Source organism: Pseudomonas sp. PA27(2017) (genome assembly GCF_001945445.1).
Taxonomy (GTDB): Bacteria; Pseudomonadota; Gammaproteobacteria; order Pseudomonadales; family Pseudomonadaceae; genus Aquipseudomonas.
In genome coordinates this window covers 224,695-245,685 of record NZ_MSXW01000022.1, presented here as the reverse complement: position 1 = coordinate 245,685, position 20,991 = coordinate 224,695, and the positions used below count along the sequence as shown (strand labels likewise).

The 20,991-nt window shown below is 65.2% G+C and carries 17 protein-coding genes; 8 read left to right on the top strand and 9 right to left on the bottom strand.

All coding sequences use genetic code 11. The features are described from left to right. Positions 1 to 24: 24 nt before the first annotated feature. The 3 genes from BVH06_RS12225 to BVH06_RS12215 all read right to left on the bottom strand — a co-directional run bounded on the left by BVH06_RS12225 (position 25) and on the right by BVH06_RS12215 (position 4,256). Positions 25 to 2,418 carry a TonB-dependent siderophore receptor gene (locus BVH06_RS12225; RefSeq protein WP_139315628.1) on the bottom strand — a complete coding sequence of 798 codons (2,394 nt, stop codon included), beginning with the start codon at positions 2,416 to 2,418 and terminating at the stop codon, positions 25 to 27. 327 nt (positions 2,419 to 2,745) lie between these two features. Then, positions 2,746 to 3,735, bottom strand: coding sequence for a FecR domain-containing protein (locus tag BVH06_RS12220; protein WP_075934237.1), 990 nt, complete (start codon positions 3,733 to 3,735; stop codon positions 2,746 to 2,748). Beyond that, entirely contained in the window at positions 3,732 to 4,256 is a 525-nt protein-coding gene (locus BVH06_RS12215) for a sigma-70 family RNA polymerase sigma factor (protein WP_075934236.1), read from the bottom strand. Before BVH06_RS12215 ends, BVH06_RS12220 begins: the two co-directional genes overlap by 4 nt. Positions 4,257 to 4,508: 252 nt before the next feature. Between BVH06_RS12215 and BVH06_RS12210 the strand changes: the two genes are divergently transcribed. Beyond that, positions 4,509 to 6,011: a PLP-dependent aminotransferase family protein gene (locus BVH06_RS12210; RefSeq protein WP_075934235.1), complete on the top strand. Its 1,503-nt coding sequence runs from the start codon at positions 4,509 to 4,511 to the stop codon at positions 6,009 to 6,011. Between the two features lie 7 nt (positions 6,012 to 6,018). On the opposite strand, the gene BVH06_RS12205 is transcribed toward BVH06_RS12210, so the two are convergent. The 4 genes from BVH06_RS12205 to BVH06_RS12190 form a co-directional block, all read right to left on the bottom strand. Continuing rightward, positions 6,019 to 6,252 carry a zinc ribbon domain-containing protein gene (locus BVH06_RS12205; protein ID WP_075934234.1) on the bottom strand — a complete coding sequence of 78 codons (234 nt, stop codon included), beginning with the start codon at positions 6,250 to 6,252 and terminating at the stop codon, positions 6,019 to 6,021. A 151-nt stretch (positions 6,253 to 6,403) separates the two neighbouring features. Then, positions 6,404 to 6,748 carry a YdbL family protein gene (locus BVH06_RS12200; RefSeq protein WP_075931133.1) on the bottom strand — a complete coding sequence of 115 codons (345 nt, stop codon included), beginning with the start codon at positions 6,746 to 6,748 and terminating at the stop codon, positions 6,404 to 6,406. A 10-nt stretch (positions 6,749 to 6,758) separates the two neighbouring features. Continuing rightward, positions 6,759 to 6,950, bottom strand: coding sequence for a YnbE family lipoprotein (locus BVH06_RS12195; protein WP_013792254.1), 192 nt, complete (start codon positions 6,948 to 6,950; stop codon positions 6,759 to 6,761). Between the two features lie 14 nt (positions 6,951 to 6,964). Continuing rightward, entirely contained in the window at positions 6,965 to 9,565 is a 2,601-nt protein-coding gene (locus BVH06_RS12190) for a YdbH domain-containing protein (protein WP_075934233.1), read from the bottom strand. 525 nt (positions 9,566 to 10,090) lie between these two features. Between BVH06_RS12190 and BVH06_RS12185 the strand changes: the two genes are divergently transcribed. The 3 genes from BVH06_RS12185 (at position 10,091) to BVH06_RS12175 (ending at position 14,068) form a co-directional block, all read left to right on the top strand. Further along, the gene (locus BVH06_RS12185; RefSeq protein ID WP_075931131.1) at positions 10,091 to 10,498 is read left to right on the top strand and encodes a tetratricopeptide repeat protein; all 408 of its coding nucleotides are present in this window, start codon (positions 10,091 to 10,093) and stop codon (positions 10,496 to 10,498) included. Between the two features lie 73 nt (positions 10,499 to 10,571). Beyond that, a complete protein-coding gene (gene rmuC / locus BVH06_RS12180; RefSeq protein WP_075934232.1) occupies positions 10,572 to 12,059 on the top strand; it encodes a DNA recombination protein RmuC in 1,488 nt (495 codons plus the stop codon). Positions 12,060 to 12,241: 182 nt separating this feature from the next. Then, positions 12,242 to 14,068 (top strand): glycosyl hydrolase family 28 protein, encoded by a 1,827-nt coding sequence (locus BVH06_RS12175; protein WP_139315627.1) that lies wholly within the window; start codon positions 12,242 to 12,244, stop codon positions 14,066 to 14,068. A gap of 19 nt (positions 14,069 to 14,087) precedes the next feature. Here BVH06_RS12175 and BVH06_RS12170 read toward each other — a convergent pair whose 3' ends face one another. Then, a complete protein-coding gene (locus BVH06_RS12170; protein ID WP_075934231.1) occupies positions 14,088 to 14,426 on the bottom strand; it encodes an FKBP-type peptidyl-prolyl cis-trans isomerase in 339 nt (112 codons plus the stop codon). A gap of 133 nt (positions 14,427 to 14,559) precedes the next feature. Then, entirely contained in the window at positions 14,560 to 18,036 is a 3,477-nt protein-coding gene (locus BVH06_RS12165) for a hybrid sensor histidine kinase/response regulator (RefSeq protein WP_075934230.1), read from the bottom strand. A 215-nt stretch (positions 18,037 to 18,251) separates the two neighbouring features. On the opposite strand from BVH06_RS12165, the gene BVH06_RS12160 reads away from it, so the two are divergent. From BVH06_RS12160 to BVH06_RS12145, 4 genes are all read left to right on the top strand, one after another. Continuing rightward, positions 18,252 to 18,821 carry a GNAT family N-acetyltransferase gene (locus BVH06_RS12160; protein WP_027906108.1) on the top strand — a complete coding sequence of 190 codons (570 nt, stop codon included), beginning with the start codon at positions 18,252 to 18,254 and terminating at the stop codon, positions 18,819 to 18,821. A gap of 3 nt (positions 18,822 to 18,824) precedes the next feature. Further along, positions 18,825 to 19,655 (top strand): AraC family transcriptional regulator, encoded by an 831-nt coding sequence (locus BVH06_RS12155; protein ID WP_075934229.1) that lies wholly within the window; start codon positions 18,825 to 18,827, stop codon positions 19,653 to 19,655. Between the two features lie 223 nt (positions 19,656 to 19,878). Next, on the top strand, positions 19,879 to 20,589 hold the full coding sequence (locus BVH06_RS12150; protein WP_075934228.1) for an AzlC family ABC transporter permease: 711 nt from the start codon (positions 19,879 to 19,881) through the stop codon (positions 20,587 to 20,589). After that, positions 20,589 to 20,918: an AzlD domain-containing protein gene (locus BVH06_RS12145; protein WP_075931126.1), complete on the top strand. Its 330-nt coding sequence runs from the start codon at positions 20,589 to 20,591 to the stop codon at positions 20,916 to 20,918. The genes BVH06_RS12150 and BVH06_RS12145 overlap by 1 nt, the downstream gene beginning before the upstream one ends. Positions 20,919 to 20,991 lie beyond the last annotated feature (73 nt).

Genomic DNA, 20,991 nt, shown 5'->3' with positions numbered 1-20,991 from the left:
TCGGGCGGCCGACCTGGGCGTTCGCTACCAGCGGAAGTTCACCGCGGTCACCAGTTGGCGCTCGTCGCCATAGGTGCAGGTGGCGAACTCGCAATAGGTATATCGCTTGTTGGTGAGGTTGTTGGCGTTGAGGCTGATGTCCCAGTTCGCGTCGAGCTGGTAGCTGACCATGGCATCGAAAAGGGTGTAGGCGGGCATCGCCGAGTCCATGCCGGAGGCCTGGGTGGTGCCCTTGTAGCGGGCGCCTGCACCGACGGTGAGCTGCGGCAGGTTGAGGCGCATGAAATTGTAGTCGAACCACAGCGCCGCCTGATGATAGGGCGTGTCCTCGCTGCGTTGGCCGACTTCGCCGGCGATGCTGCTCTCGGTAATGCGTGCATCGATATAGGCGTAGGAGGCGATCAGGCTGAGGTCCTCTGTCACGTCCGCCTTGGCTTCCGCCTCGAAGCCGCGCGAGCGCACTTCGCCCGTCTGCGAGGCGATGTTGGTGGCAGGATCCTGCTTGAACACGTTCTGCTGGGTCAGCTCGAAAACCGCGGCACTGAGCAGCAGGTTGCGGCCCTCGGGCTGGTAGCGAATCCCTGCTTCGTATTGCTTGCCTTCGGTAGGCACGAAGCTCTGCCCGCCGGCAACGGCCACTGACACCGGGAAGAACGATTCGCTGTAGCTCAGGTACGGCGCCAGGCCGTTATCGAACTTGTACACCAGGCCGGCGCGGTAGGTGGTGGCCTCGTTGTCCTGGCTGGTGCGCACGCCGTTGCGATGCTGTTGCTGGTCCTGGTCGGCCCAGTCGTGGCGCACGCCGAGTACGGCGACCCAGCGGTCGTCGATGTTGATCTGATCCTGCAGATAAATGCCTTTTTGCAGGGTGTCGATCTGTGAGCCGCGTTCCAGGCTGCGGTCCTTGTTCACCACCACCGGCTGCCCGTAGTTGTAGCGGCTCAGATCCAGCGCTGGCGCGACGCCGCGAAAATTGTGCGAGTCGTAGCTCATGTCGTAGGCATCGAAGCCCAGCAGCACGCTGTGCTGCGCACCACCAAGCTGCCATTTCGACTCGATGCTGGTGTCGCTGGCCAGGCCTCGGGCGCGTTCGTGGCGGTCGCTGTACTGGCGCTGCAGGATGCCTGTAGTGGCCGCCTGATTGATCACGGCGGCATTCAGACCGTTACCGCCGGTACGCACCTGCAGGTACTTCCAGTCCACTTCGGTCTGGTAGTAACGCAGCTTGTGGTTGATGCGCAGCTGCTCGTTGAAGTGGTGCTTGAACTCGTAACCGAGTGTCGACATCTCGCCGTTCATCTCGTTGTAGTCGGGCTCGCCGATGAAGTCGTGGCGACCGATCTGGTACGCCGCGTCGCCCACGCCCTTGACCAGCTGGTAAGGCAGCGGCGCGGAGAAGCCCGTTTCGGTCTTCTGGTAGAACGACAGCAGGGTCAGGGAGGTGTCTTCGTTCGGGCGCCAGGTCAGTGCCGGGGCGATATAGAGCCTGTCGTCGTCGATGTGATCCTGGGGTGTGCCGCTATCGCGCGTGAGCAGGGTCAGGCGGTAGCTCAGGGTATCGCTGTCACCGAGCGGGCCGCTGAAGTCGGCGGATAGCTGCTTGCGGTCGTTCTGGCCGACCTGCAGGTTGAGTTCGTGCTGTGGCTCCCGAGTCGGCCGCTTGCTCACCCCGTTGATCATGCCGCCTGGCGACAGCTGCCCGTAGAGCACCGAGGCCGCGCCGCGAATCACCTCGACACGCTCCAGGCCATAGGGCTCCTGGATGCCGTCATAGGAGTTGTTCTGCAGGCGCAGGCCATCGCGCAGCGAGCCGCCGGTGGCGGACTCGACATCGAGACCACGGATCCGAAAACGATCCGCCGTGCGGTTGAAACTGGTCGGCTGGCTGGTGACGCCCGGTGTGTAGCTGAGTGCCTGGGAAAGGGTCTCCGACTGGCGATTGCGCAACTCGTCGCGAGTGACCACCGAGATCGATTGCGGCGTATCGACCAGGGCGGTATCGGTCTTGGTAGCGCTGCTATTGCGCAGGGCCACGTAGCCGGCCAGCGGCTCGCCCGGTAGCTCGGCATTGCCCAGGGCGATGCCGGATACGCTGGTGCTGTCCAGCTCCAGCGCGCCGCTGGCCGGCAGCGGGCGCAGCACATAACCGCCGCCGCCCTGATCGACTGCCTCCAGCCCGGAGTTTTGCAGCACCAGGGCGAGCCCGGTGGTGACCGAGTAACTGCCGTTCAGGCCGGGGCTGGTCTTGCCGCTGGCCAGGTCGTTATGGCCGGCGAGGTAGATGCCGGCCTGGGCGGAAAACTGGTTGAGTACGCTGTTCAGCGGCCCTGGCGCGATGCTGTAGGTGCGCACCGCCTGGCTTTCCTGCGCGGTGGCCGGCCGGGCGATCAGCAGCGTCGGGGCGAGGGACAGCGCCATGGGCAACGCCAGGGCGAGTGGTCGCAGGGATAAGTGGAAAGCGTGCGCGGCTGGCAAGTGCATGGTGGCCCCAGGGGTGGTCTGATCGGTTGGCTTCTCAGAACTGGTCCAAAGTCTGCTGCGCGTCGGCACTGCGGCGTTAAAAACAGGCTGGATTGCCAGCCCAGTCGGGCTGCTCATTTACAGCTCGTAAACTCCGCGTCCTCGCCTGTTTTAGCGGGGCCGCTTAGGCCTTGCATTGCTCTAGCTCGCGAGACTTTGAACAGGTTCTCAGGGATTACCGAGCCAGATCTGCAAAAGGGAACCGCGCCGATGAATTAATTTCGATCAGGCCCCGCTCGGCTCGACGCTTACCCACCAGTCGGTCAGCCGCTGCACCCGAATCGGCAGGGCGGCCTGCAGCAGGCGCAGGCTTTGCTCGCTGTCGTCGAGCGGGAAATAGCCCATCACCGGCAGGTTGGCGACCGCCGGGTTGCAGCCCAGGTGGCCGCGGCGAAATTGCCCCAGCTCGTCGAGCAACTGGCCCAGCGGCATGCCTTCGGCGGCCAGTACATGGCGTGTCCATGATTCGCGGGCGCCGGTTGCGGCTTGCACGGCGCCAATCTGCGAGGCGTCGAAGGTGACTTGCTGACCGGCGGGGATGCGCAGGGTTTGCTGGTTGCCTGCGGTGCGGATTTCCACCGTGCCGTCGAACACCGTCAGCCAGGTTTGCGTATCGCTCTCGCGCACGCTGAAGCGCGTGCCCAACGCCTGCATGCGGCCGTGCCGGCTGGCAATGAAGAAGGGGCGGGAGTCGCGGGCGGTGTCGATCAACACTTCGCCAACGCGCAAGTGCAGCAGGCGAACGGCGCCGTCGAAGTCGGCATCCAGCGCGCTGCCAGCGTTGAGCCACAGGCGGGTGCCGTCGGCCAAGCGTGCTTCGCGCACCTCGCCGATACCGGTGGCGAAGTCGGCGCTCCAGCCGGCCACCAGGCGCGGCAGGGCCGTGTGGCGCCAGGCGCTCCACGCCACCAGGCTGCCGGCGCCGACGATCAACAGGCTCTTCAAACCCTCGCGCCGGGTCAGGCCGGAGCGACCCGGCTGGGCCAGGGCACGGCGCAGCGCCTGCCCGTCGTCCTGTTGCTGCAACTGGCCGAAACGCTGGCTGACGCGCTCGACATAGTGCCAGGCGTCGCGGTGTTCGCCGTGTTGCTCCAGCCACCGCTGCCATTGCTGGCGCACCTGGCCATCGGCCTGTTCGTCGTGCAGGCGCACGTACCAGTCGGCGGCCTGCTGCAGGCTGGCGTGGCTGAGGGTGTGGGCGCGCGGGCTGATCATTCGACCAGCAACCCGTCGAGTTCGGCTTCGAGCAGGGCGCAGTGCAGCAGCGCCTGGGCCAGGTATTTCTTGACCATGCGCTCGGACACGCCGAGCTGCGCGGCGATCTCGCGATAGGGCAGGCCGTCGAGCTGGGCGAGCAGAAACGCCTGGCGCACCCGCGCGGGCAGGCGCAGCAGCATGGCGTCCACTTCGTGCAAGGTTTCGATGATCAGCGCGGCCTGCTCCGGCGACGGCTGTCGCGCTTCTGGGCGGCTGGCCAGCGTGCTCAACCAGGCCTGTTCCAGCTGTTTGCGGCGCCAATGATCGATGCTCAGGCCACGGGCGATGGTCGCCAGGTACGAGCGTTCGCCGCTGTGGCTGTCGAAGCGACGCGGGCGCAGCAGCAGGCGCACGAAGGTGTCTTGCACCAGGTCAGCGGCATCAGCGCTGTCACCCAGGCGACGGCGCAGGAACTGCTGCAGCCAACCGCGATGGCTGGCGTACAGCTGGTGCAGGGCGGAGTTATCGGAAGGCGTCATCGAGAGCACGGACCCGAAGGCGTTTGCGCGCCTCAATGCAGATAAGAATTAGTCGCAAATTAGAGCAAGATGCGTCGATTGCTGCAAGAGAGTGGTGCTCGATTCCCTGGGCTGGTGCCGAGCGGCTCGCTCCGGCCCAACCGATCTCGGGCCGGTCGTTAGGCCAGGCGGGCTGATGGAGCGATTACTGCTTGAATCGGATCAGCGTAATGATCCATAAAACGTCAACTGATTGGTCCAAGCGAGACGATGATGGCGAACAGAAAAGCGGGCCCCCTGGTTGTTTCGCTGCCACTTGGTGCACCGCAGCCTGGTGAGAGCCTGCAGGGCTGGCTGTATGGCGCGTTGCGCGAGGCGATTCTCAGCAGTCGCCTGCCGTCGGGTAGTCAAGTGCCCAGCACCCGCGCCCTGGCCGAGCACTACGGCATGGCCCGCGGTACCGTGCAGGCGGCCTATCAGCAACTGCAGTCCGAAGGTTATCTGGATACCGGGAGCGGCTATGGCACGCGGGTATGCACGGTGCTGCCGGATGCCACGCTCAACGCCGGCGCTGCCGGGCGCCCGGCCCAGGCGCCCGTCGAACAGCCGCGGGCCGCGCCGGATACGGCGTGGTCGCAGCGCTTGCAGGCGGAAACGCCGGTGTTCATGAGTGGCGCTACCCAGCGCGGCTTGCGGCCGTTCTTCCCGCACCGGGGGGACGTGCTGGCATTCCCTATCGACCTGTGGCGCAAACTGCACGCTGCTCATCTGCGCTCCTCGCGCCTGCTGGACATGCTCGATGCCGACCCCGCCGGCCTGCCTGCTTTGCGCACTGCCATCGCCCAGTACCTGGCGATTGCCCGGGGCGTGCAGGTCGGTGCCGAACGCATCGTGATCCTCGGCAGCGTGCAGCAGGCAATGGACCTGACTTTGCGCCTGCTGGTGGCACCAGGTGAACGTGTATGGATGGAAGACCCCGGCTACCCCGGCGCCCGGCAACTGATGAAGGCCAGCGGCGTGGCGGTGGTCGATGTGCCGGTCGACCGAGAAGGCCTGCAGGTCGACACGGCCCTGGGGCTGGCGCCGGATGCGCGGTTGGCCTACGTAACGCCCTCGCACCAGGCACCGCTGGGCGGCGAGCTGTCGCCAGCGAGGCGCCTGGCGCTGCTACGCTGGGCCAGCGAGCAGGGCAGCTACATCTTCGAGGACGACTACGACAGCGAGTACCGTTTCGTCGCCAAGCCCATCCCGGCGCTGCGCAGCATGGCCGGGGCCGATGCGTCGGTGATTCTCGCCGGCACCTTCAGCAAGCTGCTGTTTCCGTCCCTGCGCATGGCCTACGTGGTGCTGCCGCCGCAGCTGGTGGAAGGCTTCACGCGAATGGTGTCGTTGACCGCGCGGCATGCCAACAGCATGGCCCAGGCGGTACTGGCGGACTTCATCGATCAGGGCCACTTCGATCGCCACCTGCGACGCATGCGCAAGCTTTACGCCGCCCGGGCCGAGGCGCTCTCGGCGGCCGCCGAGCAGCATTGGCAAGGGTTGCTCGAAGTACCGCCGATTCGCGCCGGCCTGGATGTGGTCTGCCGGCTTCACGGCATGGAGGAGGGTGATGCCCAGGCGCGCCTGGCCGAGGCGGGCATCGACGTGATGCCCCTGCAGCGCTATTGCGTGCAGCCCCAGGCGCCAGGGCTGGTGATGGGCTTCGCGGCCTACGACGAAGCGGCCATCGATGTGGCCGCCAGGGATGTGGCGCGGCTGCTTCGCCGCCCCTGAACGCTGCTCAACTGGCGACGATGATCACGGTGATGCAGATCATCGCCACTACGCCAAACACTAGGCGGGCGATCCAGGGGGCCGTGAGCCAGGCGGTGGTCGCGCCGGCCACCTGACCGACGTTCTTCTCGGTGAGCCAGCGAGTACCGGGCTGCGCTTTCATCGGGTTGCCGCACTGCGGGCAGGCATAAGCCCTATCGGAGATGCGGTGTTGGCATTCGGGGCAGTCGACAAGGCTCATCTCGGTCGTCCTCTGATCGGTGGCGATAGCTGGAGGTGAGACTGGGCGCCGGTAACCGAGTTCCGCGCCAGGCCAGAGCTGACGAGGGCTGCGGGATTTTTTTATCGAAATTGAGAAAGCGCTCGCACCGTGCGGCGAGCGCTCTGCGGCGTCACTTGCGGCGCCACTGGCCCTGTTGCTGGATGTATTGGCCAGCGGGGGTTCTGTCGATGGCCTTCTGGCCTGCGATGGTCTCCACGTCGCTGAGCTGGATGCCGTTCTGCTGAGCGAGCTTCTGGTACTCGGCGCGGCGTGCGGCGTTGATCTGCCTGGCGATCTCGTCGGCCTGGCCACCGGCCTTGACCACGCCGAGGTAGCCGTTGGGCATTTCACCGAGCTGTCCGCTGGCCTTGGCATCACCCAGGGCGGACATCGCCTCGTTGAGGCTGAGGGCGTGGGCCGGCAGGCTCAGGCTGAGCAGCAGCAACAGGCCGGCGAAGGGTTTGATCAGGTTCATGCGTGGCTCCTCAGAACAGTCCGCTGGATTCACTGAACATGCTGTCCAGCGCCTTATCCACCTTGATATAGATCTCGTGCTCGATCTTCACATTCAGGTTGATGTTGATCGGCTCGTTGGGCATCGCCAGTTGTACCGTCGGGGTACAGGCTGTGGTCAGCAGCCCCAGCAGCAGGGCGGTGATGCAACTACGCAAGCGCATGGCGCTTCTCCTCGTCAAGGCTCCTTGGGGGCGGTATTGCGCTGCAGCATTCGCTGCTGCACGCGCCGTGTGATGATGTCGTTGACCCGGTCGGTCAGCTGCAGGCTGGCGAGCAGGGTGGGGATGTCTTCCTCCAGGTTGATGTTGAAGTGAATCGGCCGGCCGTTCTCGATGGCCGGGTTCTGGCCTTCCAGGCGCATCCCCAGGTTCAGCGTGCCGTGCTGATCATAGTCGACCGCGCTGTTCATGGTGGTGAACCGGAAGTCCTCCAGCGATTGCGTCACCAGTTGCATTGCCGGGTTGCTGCGGCCCAGGGCCTTGATCCTTTCCGAGCTGAACTGCAGGTAGCCACCGGGCTGGCGGGCGGCGACGTGGCCGTCGTCTATCTCTATACCCTTCGGGCCCAGGCGCATTGGCAGGTCGCCGTCCAGGGTGCCGCAGCCTGCCAGGCCTTCAGCGGGGTAGAGGGCGAACAGCTGCTGGAGTTCCAGGCCGCGAAGCTGAATGCGAAACAACAGATTGCCAGCATCCAGATTCCACTGCCCCGGCGTCAGGGTGACCTGGCCACCCATCAGCGTGGTGCGTGCCAGGTTCACTTCCAGCCGGCCTTTGGCGGCAGCGGCCAGCGGCGCGCTGTAACGCACTCGGGCTTCGCCGGGGCCGATGGGCAGGCCGGGGTTGGCCTGTTGCAGTTTCACTTGTGGGATGTAGAGCTCGAAGCGCTGGCGCGCCAGCTTGAATTGCAGGCGCGTATCCAGGCCACTGAGTTCGGAGCGGTCGTAGATGCCGCCCAGGCCCTTGCCGGTCAGGCTCAAGTCGAGGCTCGGCGCGCTGCTGCCGGCGGCCAGGTCCAGATTCGCATCGGCATTCAGGCGACCGTTGTTAAGGTCGAGCAGTTCGGGCCATTGCACCAGGGTCTTAGCCAGCGGGTTGCCGGAGCGCAGGAACAACTCGCCAAGGGTGGCCTTGAGTTGCAGGTTCTGTTTCGCGTCGAGACCGGCAGTGAGGTCGAGTTGCAGTTCGCTGTCGTTGTTCAGTTTGCCCTGCAGGGTGCCGGCTCCATCGACGGCGGCCAACTGGCCTTGCAAGCGCCAGCCCTGGGGTTTGAGGTTGGTTTGCAGCAGGCGCGTGGTGCTCAGGTTCAGCGGGCCCTTGAATTGCCAGCCTTGCAGGGCGCCCTCCTGCAGCGCCAGCTTCAAGGTGCTGCCACCTACCCCGGCCTGCAGTTTCTGCGCGCTCAGCACGGCGCCTTTCAGGCTGGCAGCCTGCAGCTGCGAACCCCGCCCAAGGGTCAGTTCGATTGCGCCGTCGTCGGCGTAGCCTGCCAGGTTCAGCGCGCTGCTCAACTCGGTGGCTTGCCAGCCGGCCTGGTTCGCTCTGGCGGTGCGGGTGGTCAGGCGCGTATCGGCAAACTGCACCGCCCAGGGCGCCGAGCTGGCGACGGCCAGGCGGCCCTGCAAATCCAGGCGAGTGGTGCCGTGTAGCGCAGCGGTCAATTTCAAGGGCAGGCTGCGCTCGGCCAATTCCGGGCGCAAGTCGGCCAGTGGTGTATCCGCCTGCACCTGCAGGTGCAGGGATTCGCTGCGCAGCTCCGGCGGCAGCGCCGCCAGCCAGCCGGGATTCGGTTCGCTGAGCTGCAGATCGGCCTCGACGCGCCTGGCAATCCACTGTGAGCCTTGATTATGAGCCGCCAGGGCCAGCTGTCCCTGTAGCAGGCCGACGCCGGGCAGCGGCCACGGCTGCGGCAGGTTGCCGTGCACATCGAATTGGCCGCTCGCCGCCAGCAGGTTGTTCACATCCGGCTGGCGGCGAGGCAGGTCGAGCTGCCAGGTAGCGGCGAGGCTGGCCTCGCCCGGTGCCGCCGGCCATTGCTTGTTGGCGGGCAGTGCCCAGGTGCTCAGCAGGTTCTGCAGCGTGACGGCCTGGGTAAGCGCGGTGGCGTCGAGCTGGCCGGTCCAGCTCAGGCCGTCACCGCGCTCCTGCAGGTGGCTGGTCAGAGTCGCCTGGGGCTGTCGATCCACCGCCAGGGTTATCTGCAGATCGAGCGCGTCAGTACTGGGTTCTAGAACGAGCGCGGCGCTCACGATCTGCTCTTGTTGGGCAAAGTTTACCTGCAGGGCGATACGTTCATCGTCACCGCGCTGCAGGTCCAGGCCGCCACTGGCGATGCATTGCCCGCGAGCGCAGGGCAGGGCGGCCTGGAGGTGAGTGATCGACAGACTGCGTGGCAGCAGGGCCAGCGGTGCGGCCAGGCGATGCAGGTCGAGGTCGGGCGGCGGCGCGGCGTCTGGGGCATTTTCTTCGACCGGTCGCCAGCTTAGCGACAGGCGGTCAATCGTAATGTGCCGCCACACCGGCAGGCTGAAGCCGAAGTCACGCCAGGCCAGGTGCAGATCATTGCCGTGCAATTCGAGCGTGCCGGCGCTGCCGCGCTGGAGCAGCGCGAGACTGTCGATGCGCAGGCCCCGGTCCGAAAGCGAAACACCGTGCCAGTCGAGGGTTTCGATGCCGCTGCGCTGAAGTAAATGGCGACTGCCCAGATAAACGGCGGCCACCAGCATCAGCAGCAGGACGAGTGTGACGGACAGTCGCAGCCAGATGCGGCGGCTGAGCATGGGCGAGGATCCAAGAACCGATGAATCGGCGACGGTAACCCGAACGGGTGTGGCCTGCCAAACCGGACGCGCCTGATTGGTGCTTCATACTTTTATGGCGTGCGCGTGACAGGAGCATCATTGGTGCATGGGCTGCATGCCCCGTCCGTCGTGGCGTGCCGAGATGTCAAGGCTGATTTCGCCCTGCAAAAGGGCATTTCAGAGGCCTCGCCGGCGAACTTGTGCACAATCGCGAGGCAGCTTGTCAAGCCGCATATTGCCACTTGTCAAAAGCCGAGCAATAGCGTAGGCATAAATATAAGTTTATGAAAAATATAGACTTTTTTGATGTGGTGAAAAAATGAGCAGTTTAAGCGGGAGGCCCATTCCATCAGTGTTAGGGGATATTTCGCCCACCATACCCACAAAGTTATCCACAGCTTCTGTGGATTGTCATCTCCAGCCGCTCTGGGGCGGGCCGGGGCTTTACCTGTGAATAAAAAAGAGTAGAGTGGCGCGCCTGTTCAAGAGCCCCGCTTTATCCTTATGCCCCGCGCGTTACCCCGCAGTGAACTTCATACGCTTCCCGTCCGTACCCAGGTTCCCGTTCGTGTAGCCGCCTGGCTGCTGGACAGCCCGCGCCTTGGCCATGCGCCCAGTGTGAAACGCATCGCCGGCCGCCTGCTCAAGCAGCCTGCGCGCCGCGGCGTGGTGCAGGCGCAAAGTCGGCTGGGCCAGATGCTCTGCCGCGAATGCGGCAATACCCGTGACCGGCGCATCGGCCTGGAGCTGCTACGTCAGGCGGCGCGTGCCGGCGATGGCCATGCCCAGCTGGAACTGGGCCGCCTGTATTGCCAGCCGCGCACCCTCGAGCCGGAGCAGGCCAGGCATTGGCTGGAGCTGGCGGCGCTGCAGGGGCACCACGAGGCCCGGGATCTGTTGCGGCTTCTTTAGAGGAGCCCTGTTGTAGCCGCTGCCGAGCGGCCCGCGCGGTTATACTGCCCGGCAGTCTTGCCTGGATGCCTTTATGCCTTTCGATCTCCTGACCCTGTTGCCGGCTTTTCTGGCCGGCGCGCTGCTGGCCGCCGCTGCGTTGTGGTTGCGCATGGCCGCCGCCTTGCGACAGGCCGAGGACATGCGCCTGCAGTCGGGGCTGGCCCAAGAGCGCATGAATGCGGCGCAGCTGACCCAGGCCGGCCTCAGTGCGCAGTTGGACAATTGCCGCGACGAGCTTGCCGAGATTCTCGAAATCAAGGCTGATCAGCAGGCCGAACTGGCCGCCCTGCGCCGCGAAACCCACTTGCTGCAGAACGATCTGCAACTGGCCCGTGAGCAGCTCAAGGGCGCGCAGACCCTGCGCGAGCGCCAGGAAACCGAGCTGCGTCGTCTGGACAGCGAGCGGGCCGGGCTGGCGGCCGAACTGCACGAACAGCAGGAAAACCACCAGCAGCGCCTGGAGGATCTGCAAGGCGCCCGTGATGCCTTGCGTGCGCAGTTCGCCGAGTTGGCCGGCAAGATCTTCGACGAGCGCGAGCAACGTTTCTCGGAAACCAGCCAGCAGCGCCTGGGGCAATTGCTCGACCCGCTCAAGGAACGCATCCAGGCCTTCGAGAAGCGCGTCGAGGAGAGCTACCAGCAGGAGGCGCGCGAGCGCTTTTCTCTGGGCAAGGAACTGGAGCGCCTGCAGGGGCTCAATCAGCGTCTGAGCGAGGAGGCGATGAACCTCACCCAGGCACTCAAGGGCCAGAAGACCCAGGGCAACTGGGGTGAGCTAGTGCTCGAACGCGTGCTCGAACATGCCGGCCTGCAGAAGGGCCGTGAGTACCACACCCAGGTCAGCCTGAAGAGTGCCGAGGGCGAGCGTTTCCAGCCGGACGTGCTGATCCAGCTGCCAGGCGACAAGCAGGTGGTGGTCGATGCCAAGGTCAGCCTCACCGCTTATCAGCAGTATGTGTCGGCCAGCGAGGAAACGGTGCGGCAGGTGGCGCTGAAACAGCACGTACTATCGCTGCGCAGCCACCTCAAGGGCCTGTCGCTCAAGGATTACCAGCACCTCGACGGGCTGCACAGCCTGGATTTCGTTCTGCTTTTCGTGCCGATCGAGGCCGCATTCGCAGCGGCTCTGCAGGCTGATCCTGGGCTGTTCCAGGAAGCCTTCGACCAGCACATCGTGATCGTCAGCCCGACCACGCTGCTGGCGACCCTGCGGGTGATCGACAGCCTGTGGCGCCAGGAACGGCAGAGCCAGAACGCTCGGGAAATTGCCGAGCGGGCAGGGGCGCTGTACGACAAGTTCGTGGCCTTCATTCAGGATCTGGACGAAGTCGGCATGCGCCTGCAGCAGCTCGACAAGGCCTATTCCGGCGCGCGCAACAAGCTGGTCGACGGCCGCGGCAACCTCATCAGTCGCGCTGAAAACCTCAAGCTGCTCGGCGCCCGGGCCAGCAAGAGCCTGCCTCCCGAGCTGCTCGAACGTGCAGCCGGGCTGCCGCTGGATGAGCCGCTGGACGACTGATCCTTTTCCCTCCCGCATTCGAGCGGTGGCGTGACGCCAGGGCTGGACGCAGCCCAGATCTCGTCTATCTTGTCGGTTGTCATACTTCTTGGGAGTGTGACGATTGCGCTGTCGACCGCCTGGCAAATTGCCTCGGTATCTTCAGGTTATTCAATGGATTGGCCATAACAAGGACAATAATCATGCCGCTCATCAAGCGCCTTTTTACGCCTGTTTCTCTAACTAAATCTCATCGATCAAAGTGCGTTGTCATACCTCTGATTTTGTTGGCCAGTAGTGCCGCCCTGGCGCTGGAGGCGCCGCCGAACATCCAGGTGCCGACTCTGGCCTATGACGACCGCCAGATCATTCTGGTCTGGGAGAAACCGCAAGATGCCGCTGACATCGTCGACTATCACGTGTACATGGATGGTGAAAAGCTGGGCGGCGCCAATGCCAATAACGACCAGCATTCACCGGCCAAGCCCTTTATCGACCAGTTCTACGCGGCCGACACGGCCAATTTCCACCATCGCATCGCCTTCCATAACTACACCGTCGACGGCCTGAAGCCGGAGACGCAATATCGCTTCACTGTGCGCTCGGTGGATGCCAAGGGCCGCGAGTCGGCCGACAGCCCGGTGCTGATGCAGCGCACCACGGCGGTTCCCGAGGTGTTCAACATCGAGGCCCAGGGCGCCAAGGGCGATGGCAAGACGCTCAATACCGCGGCCATCCAGAAGACCATCGATCTCTGTTCATCGAACTGCAAGGTGCTGATTCCTGCCGGGGTGTTCAAGACCGGTGCGCTGTACCTGAAAAGCAACATGACCCTGGAAATCGCCGAGGGCGCCACGCTGCTGGGCTCCGAGCGCAGCGAGGATTACCCGCTGCAGGGTTACATCCAGTACCCGTATTCGACCATGGTGCGCCCGGCGTCGCTGATCAACGCGCTGCCGCGCGATCCGCGCCAGCACCAGTCGTTCGAGAACATCCGCATCGTCGGCAAGGGCACCATCGACGGCAACGGCTGGAAGCGCAACGACGACAGCCAGGACGAGCTCGGCAAGCCGCTGCCGTTCTACCGGGCCAGTGACAATACCCGCTACAGGGAGGACGGCATCCTGGCCAGGGATCAGGTCGAAAAGGCGGTGGCGCGTGGCATCATCGTCAAGGACGCCTACGGGCAGATGCGCTCTTCACTGATGACCCTGCGCAACGTAAAGAACGTGTTCTACGGCGGCTTCACCGTGCTCAATCCGGCCTACCACGGAATCATGAACCTGGAGACCGAGAACGTGGTGATGGCGGGTACCGTGCACAAGACCTACGACGCCAACAACGGCGATGGCATCGAGTTCGCCAACAGCAAGGGCGCGATGGTCTTCAACAACTTTTTCGACACGGGCGACGATTGCGTCAACTTCGCGTCTGGCACCGGCGCTGGCGCCACCAAGCAGCCGCCCCAGGAAGATGCCTGGATCTTCAACAACTTCTTCCGCCGCGGCCACGGCATGGTGGTCGCCGGCAGCCATACCGGTGGCTGGATCCAGAACATTCTCGCCGAAGACAACGTGTCCGACGGTACCGACACCGGCCTGCGCATGAAGAGCACCAACTTCATGGGCGGCGGCGCGCGCAACGTCACCTTCCGCGACTCGGCGATCCGCAACCCGGTCAAGCAGGGGGTGATCATGACCCTGGATTACCACGACCCCAACGCCATCCTCGACTACGAGCGCTCGGCCGTGCCGGGGCAGTTTCGTGATATCCGCGTGAGCAACGTGACGGTGGAGGGTGCCGCCGGCGCGGCGATTCAGGTCAAGGGCGACAGCGCCCACGACGCCTTCCATGAGAACGTCGCCTTCGAGCAGGTGCGCTTCAAGGGCGGGGCGGGCGCGCAGATCGACGGTCTGCGCGACTCGAGCTTCACCGACGTCAGCTTCGTCGGCACCCAGGGCGAAGCCTGGAACATCAAGGGCAGCGAGGGCCTGCGCTTCGACCGGGTCGAGCCGCAACCCAGGCGATAAAACGCGGGCGCGGGGCGCTTCAGTCGTCCCGCGTCAGCACTTCCAGCAGCTCGATTTCGAAACTCAGGTTGGAATTCGGCGTGATCGCGCCCATCGAGCGTTCACCATAGGCCAGGTGCGCCGGCACGAACAGCCGGCGCTTGCCGCCGACCTGCATGCCCATCAGGCCCAGGTCCCAGCCCTTGATCACGCGCCCGGTGCCGATCACGCACTGGAACGGCTTGCCGCGCGAATAGGACGAGTCGAACTCGGTGCCGTCCTCCAGCCAGCCGCGGTACTGGGTGGTGATCAGCGCGCCCTTGACCACCGCCTTGCCATCGCCCGGGTGGATATCTTCGATACGGAGTTCGTCGCTCATTGCTGGGGTTCCGAGAGTGCAGAAAGCCGCGTTTTTCGCAGGAAATGCGCGGCTTTGCAAGATCCGGCTACGAGCTCGATGGACGCGGGCGCCCCGTCTGTTCCCACCGTTAGTGCATCGCTATCCGGCTGCTCTACTGTAACGGCAAATGCCGGCTGATCAACGCCCGCAGCGCCGCTGGCTTCACCGGCTTGGGTAGGAAATCCAGGCCCGCAGCGTGCACCTGGGCGATCAGTTCGGGGCGGCCGTCGGCGCTGATCACCACGCCGGGCACCGGTTCGCCCAGGCGAGTGCGCAGCCAGGCCATCAGCTCGGTGCCGGTGTCGCCTTCGTCCAGGTGATAGTCGACCAGGGCCAGGTGCGGGCGTACGTCCTCGTCGAGCAGTTGCTCGCATTCGGCGCGAGTGCGCGCCGACCAGACCTGGCAGCCCCAGCGCGAAAGCAGGCTGTGCATGCCGGTAAGAATGCTTTCCTCGTTGTCGATGCACAGCACCTGGGTGCCGGTGAGCAGTTGGCCGCTGCTTTCCGGCCGCGCCCGCTGGGCCGCTGGCGCCTGGTGGCGAGCGATCGGCACGGTGACGCTGAACACGCTGCCCTTGCCGGGCCAGGAACGCACTTCCAGGCTGTGGCCGAGCACGCGGCACAGCCCGTCGGCGATCGCGAGGCCCAGGCCCAGACCTTTTTCGGCGCGGGTCTGGTGGCTGTCCAGGCGTTTGAATTCTTCGAAGATGGTCTGCCGTTTGTCCTCGGGAATTCCCGGGCCGCGATCCCATACCTCCAGCCGCAGATTCGCACCCTGGCGGCGCACGCCGAGCAGCACACGGCCCTTGGCATAGCGGAAGGCGTTGGTGAGGAAGTTCTGCAGCACGCGGCGCAGCAGCTTGCTGTCGCTGTCTACCCGCAGTTTGCTGCCCTGCATATGGAAATCCACGCCATGCTCGGCGGCCAGCACGCGGAATTCGGCGCCCAGGGTGTCGAACAGGCTGTTGAGGGCGAAGGCATTGCGGTCCGGGGTGATGCGGCCGTTCTCCAGGCGCGAGATGTCCAGCAGGTCGCTGATCAGGTCCTCGGCCGAGCGCAGCGAGCTGTCCAGGTGGCGCACCAGCTCCTGAGCCTCGTGGGGCAGCGCTTCTTCCTGGTGGGAGAGGGCGGCGGAGAACAGCCGGGCGGCGTTCAGCGGTTGCATCAGGTCATGGCTGACCGCGGCGAGAAAGCGGGTCTTCGAGGCGTTGGCCGCTTCGGCCACGCCAGTGGCGGCGGTCAGCGCCTTGTTCAGTTGCGACAGTTCATGGGTGCGTTCGGCGACGCGCTGTTCGAGGCCTTCGTTGGCGGCCTTGAGGGCGCGCTCGGCTTCGCGGAATTCGGTGATGTCGGTGAAACTCATGACGAAACCGCCGCCGGGCATGGGGTTGCCGATCAACTCGATGACCCGTCCATTGGGAAACACCCGCTCGTAGCTGTGGGCGGTGCCCTGGCGCATCCAGTACAGGCGCTTGGCGACGCTCTCCTCGACGTCGGCGCTGCCGAGCATGCCGCGCTCGGCGTTGAAGCGGATGATCTCGGCGATCGGCCGGCCGACGCAGATCAGCCCGTCCGGGTACTCGAAGATTTCCAGGTAGCGCTGGTTCCAGGCCACCAGACGCAGGGACTGGTCGACCACGCTGATGCCCTGGCTGATGTTCTCGATGGCGCCCTGCAGCAGGGCGCGGTTGAACTGCAGCACCTCGCTGGCTTCGTCGACGATGCGCACCACATCCTCGACCTGCATGTCGCGGCCTTCGATAGCCGCCTTGACCACTGCGCGGGTCGAGGAGGCGCCGAGCACGCCGGCGAGCAGGCGCTCGGTGTGGGCGATCCATTCGCTGTTGGCCGGCTGCGCCGAGTTGAAGGCCTTGCCCTGGCGGCGGGCGAAGTGACTGAAGCTCTCCTGCGCGCGCTCTTCGCCGACGAAACGGCCGGCGAGCAGCAGCAGGTCGTTGACCTGCACCGCCAGGGCGCCGCGGCCGCTCTGTTTGTTGCCGAAGTCGTGGTTGACGAAGCGCCCGGCCTGCCAGTGCTCGGACACCCGGGTGCGCGAGAAGAAGGATACCCAGGCGAACAGCGTCAGGTTGCCGGCCAGCGACAGCACCACGCCGCGGGTCAGGGCGTCGACCTCGAAGCCGATCGGCGCGTAGAGCAGGGTGCGCAGGCCGGGGAAGATATCCAGTGGCCAACCCAGGCCGCGGGCCAGTACCGGCAGCACCAGGGTGTAGATCCACAGCGCCGCGCCGGTGATCAACCCGGCGAACACGCCGCGGCGGTTGGCCTGCTTCCACACCAGGGCGCCGAACATCGCCGGCGCCAGTTGGCCGATGGCGGCGAAGGAGATTTGCCCGATGGTCGCCAGGCTGGCGTTGGTGCCAAGCAGCCGATAGCACACATAGGCCAGCAGAAGGATCAGGACGATGCTGACCCGTCGCGCGGTGAGCATCCAGTGGCGGAAGGCCTCGAACGGCCGCTCGGTGCTTTTGCGGTGCAGCAGCCAGGGCAGCAGCATGTCGTTGGAGATCATCGTCGACAGCGCCACCGACGCGACGATCACCATACCGGTGGCCGCCGAAGCGCCGCCGATGAAGGCCAGCAGGGCCAGCGCCGGGTGGGCTTCGGCGAGCGGCAGGCTGATCACGAAGGAGTCCGGGCTCACTCCGCCCGGAAGCAGCATCTGCCCGGCCAGGGCGATGGGAATCACGAACAGCGCGGCCAGCAGCAGGTACAGCGGGAATACCCAGCGCGCCAGGCGCAGATCACGGGGGTCGGTGTTCTCCACCACGGTGACATGGAACTGCCGCGGCAGGCAGACGATGGCGATCATCGCCATACCGGTCTGCACCAGCATCGCCGGCCAGTTCACCGCCTCGGCCCAGTACGCCTCGAGCTCGCGGCTGCGCTGCGCCTGGCTGAACAGGTCGCCGAAACCATTGAACAGCCCGTAGGTGACGAAGGCGCCAACGGCGATGAAGGCCAGCAGCTTGACCAGCGACTCGAAGGCGATGGCCAGTACCATGCCGCGGTGGTGCTCGGTGACGTCCAGGTTGCGAGTGCCGAACAGGATGGTGAACAGCGCCAGAATCACCGAGACGATCAGCGCGGTGTCCTGGGCACGGGTGCCGTCGGCGTCGGTTTCCGAGCCGATCAGCAGGTTCACGCCGAGCACGATGCCCTTGAGCTGCAAGGCGATGTAGGGCAGCACGCCGACCAGGCAGATCAGCGCGACGACGATGGCCAGGGACTGCGACTTGCCGTAGCGCGCGGCGATGAAGTCGGCGATCGAGGTGATGTTTTCCTGCTTGCTGATCAGCACCATCTTCTCGATCACCCAGGGGGCGAACAGCAGAAGCAGCATCGGCCCCAGGTAGATAGGCAGGAACGACCACAGTTGTTCGGCCGCCTGGCCGACGGCGCCGAAGAAGGTCCAGCTGGTGCAGTACACCGCCAGCGACAGCGAGTAGACCCAGGCGCGAACTTTCGGCGGCAGTGGCTTGCGGCGGCGGTCACCGTAGAAGGCGATGGCGAACAGCACGGCCATGTAGAGCAGGGCGACTGCAGCGATAAGCCAACTGGACAGCGACATGCAGACTCCACGAAACAGAAGGGCGATGGTGCGAGCGTACCTTGGCACGCCTGCGTAGTGTCGCAGCAAAGCTTCGCAGCGTCAGGCGCGACCAAGGTCGCAGGGGCACCACCGTGCGCTTGCGGCACTCTGGGCGCTGCCGTTTTTTGGCAGACAGACCGTTTATTCGGTGAGAAACTGACACGCCTGGCAAGCGTTGTACCTGGAGAAAACCGATGTTCAAGCCGCAATTGATCACCCTGCAGCGCGGTGCCCTGCGCATCGAACCGTTGCTCGATGGCGATATTCCGGCGCTGGTCAGCCTGGCCGAAGCCAATCGCGATGAGCTGCTCTACATGAGCGGCACCCAGCGTCTGGACTGGTACCGCCAGGCCCTGCACGATCAGCGCGAGGAGCGCGCCTTGCCTTTCGTGATCCGCCTGGGTGATCAGGTGGTCGGCACCACCCGTTTCGCCGACTTCATGCCGACCCTGCCAGCCGTGGAGATCGGCTGGACCTGGCTGGACGCCGCCCAGCACGGCACAGGCCTGAACAGCATGATCAAGTACCTGATGCTGCGCCACGCCTTCGAAAGCTGGCAGATGGTTCGCGTGCAGCTGAAAACCGCCGCCAGCAACCAGCGCTCCCAGCGCGCCATCGAGAAGCTCGGCGCGGTTCGCGAGGGCCTGCTGCGCAATCATCGCCGCCTGGCCGACGGGCGCCTCGACGACACCGTGCTGTACAGCATCACCGACCAGGAATGGCCGGTGGTCAAAGCCGGGCTGGAGGCACGCTTCGGCGTGTGAGCCATGCCCACCGGCGAGCGCATCCGCTTCTGGGAAAGCCCCGCGCTGGCCGGCGTGGAGCTGCTGCAGGCGCGCTACATCAAGCAGCGCTTCACCCCGCACGTGCATGAAGGTTTCGTGTTCACCGTGATCGAGCACGGCGCCCAGCGCTTTCGTCATCGCGGTGCCGAGCACCTGGCGCCGGTCGGCAGCATGGTGCTGATCAATCCGGATGAAGTGCACACCGGCTCGTCGGCCCACGAGCAGGGTTGGTTGTACCGCGCCTTCTACCCGGCGCCAGCCCAGGTCAATGGCGTGCTCGACGAGCTGGGCCTGGCGCACCGCGGCCTGCCGTCGTTCGCCGCCAGCGTGCTGCAGGACGTCGAACTGCACCGGGCCTTCGGCCAGTTGCACCGCCTGCTCGACAGCGATGCCAGCGTGTTGCAGCAGCAGACGGCATGGCGCGAGACGCTGCTGATGCTGTTCCAGCGTCATGCCGGGGTCAGGCAAGCAGCCGTCGCCGGTCTGGAACCGCGGGCAGTGAGCCTGGCCAAGGAGCTGCTGGCCGCGCGCCTGGGTGAGCCGCCATCGCTGGAAGAGCTGGCCGCCGCGGTGAATCTCTCGCCGTTTCATTTCGCCCGGGTGTTTCGCCGCGCCACCGGCCTGCCGCCCCATGCCTGGCTGCAGCAACGACGGTTGGAGCAGGCGCGGGCGCTGCTGCGTGATGGCTGTGCGCCGCTGAGCGTGGCGCTGCAACTGGGCTTCGCCGACCAAAGCCACCTGACGAGACAGTTCAAGCAGGTGTATGGCGTGGGGCCGGGCGAGTATCGCAATGCCTGCCATCGCCGCCCGTAGCCTGCGGTTGAGCGCAGCGATACCCAGGTTTGTTTTCCCGGGTATCGCTGCGCTCAACCCGGGCTACCTGCTATGCGTCCCCGCCCGCTCCCACAGTTACAGCAGAGAATCCCGATTATCACGAGAACTGCGCAAGATCGTTCAAGACAGCAGAGACCGGCTGGGCTAGCCTGATGCGCTTCCGGTTGCCAGCGGGCGATCTTTCCAGTCAAGCGACGAGCCGATGTCCCGATACCAAGAATTCTTCCAGGGTCTGCGCGACATGCTGCCGATGCTGCTCGGCGCCATGCCGTTTGGCATCATCTATGGCAGTCTGGCCGGCGCCGCCGGGCTCGACGCCTGGCAGACCATCGGCATGTCGGTGCTGGTGTTCGCTGGCTCCGCGCAGTTCATCGCCGTCAGCCTGCTCACGGGCGGCGCCACCCTGGCGGTGCTGTGGCTGACCACCCTGGTGGTCAATCTGCGCCATGCGCTGTACAGCGCCACCCTGCAGCCGTTCGTGCGCCACCTGCCCAAGCGCTGGCGCATCCCGCTGGCGTTCTGGCTGACCGACGAGGCCTTTGCCGTGGTGCAGCAGCGCTACGCCCAGCGCGACGATTCGCCAAACAAGCACTGGTACTTTCTTGGTGCGGACCTCGCCATGTACGGCAACTGGATCGGCTGTACGCTGATCGGCCTGCTGTTCGGCCAGGCGGTGCCGAACCTCGCCGCCTGGGGGCTGGATTTCGCGATGATCGCCACCTTCGTCGGCATCGTCGTGCCGATGTTGCGCAATCGCCCGCAGGTGGCTGCCGCTCTGGTGGCGGCGGTGGTCGCGCTGATCTTTCACGACCTGCCCTACAAACTCGGGCTGATGGCCGCCGCCTTCGCCGGCATCGTGATCGGCGTGTTGCTCGAACGCGTCCAGGCGCCCCTGCAGGAGGAGCTTTGCTGATGGAAAACTGGATTTTGATCCTCGGCATGCTGGCGATCACCTTCGCCACGCGCTACAGCCTGTTCGCCTTTCCCAACCTGCGCTTTCCCCAGGCGGTGCGTCAGGCCCTGCATTACGTGCCGACCGCGGTGCTGACCGCCATCGTGGTGCCAGCCATGCTCCTGCCGGACGGTCGCAACTGGGCCGTGAACTGGGACAACGCCTATCTGCTGGCGGGTCTGGCGACCATCGTCATCGCCGTGGTGACGCGCCATCTGCTGGCGACCATAGGTGGCGGGTTGGTGATCTTCTTTGCGCTGCGCTGGGCGCTGGGGCAATTGCCCATCTGAAGCGGGAATCGGATTGTTCCACTTATCGCAATAAAGTAATGCCGACAACGCCTATTCCTCAAAACGCGCTGCG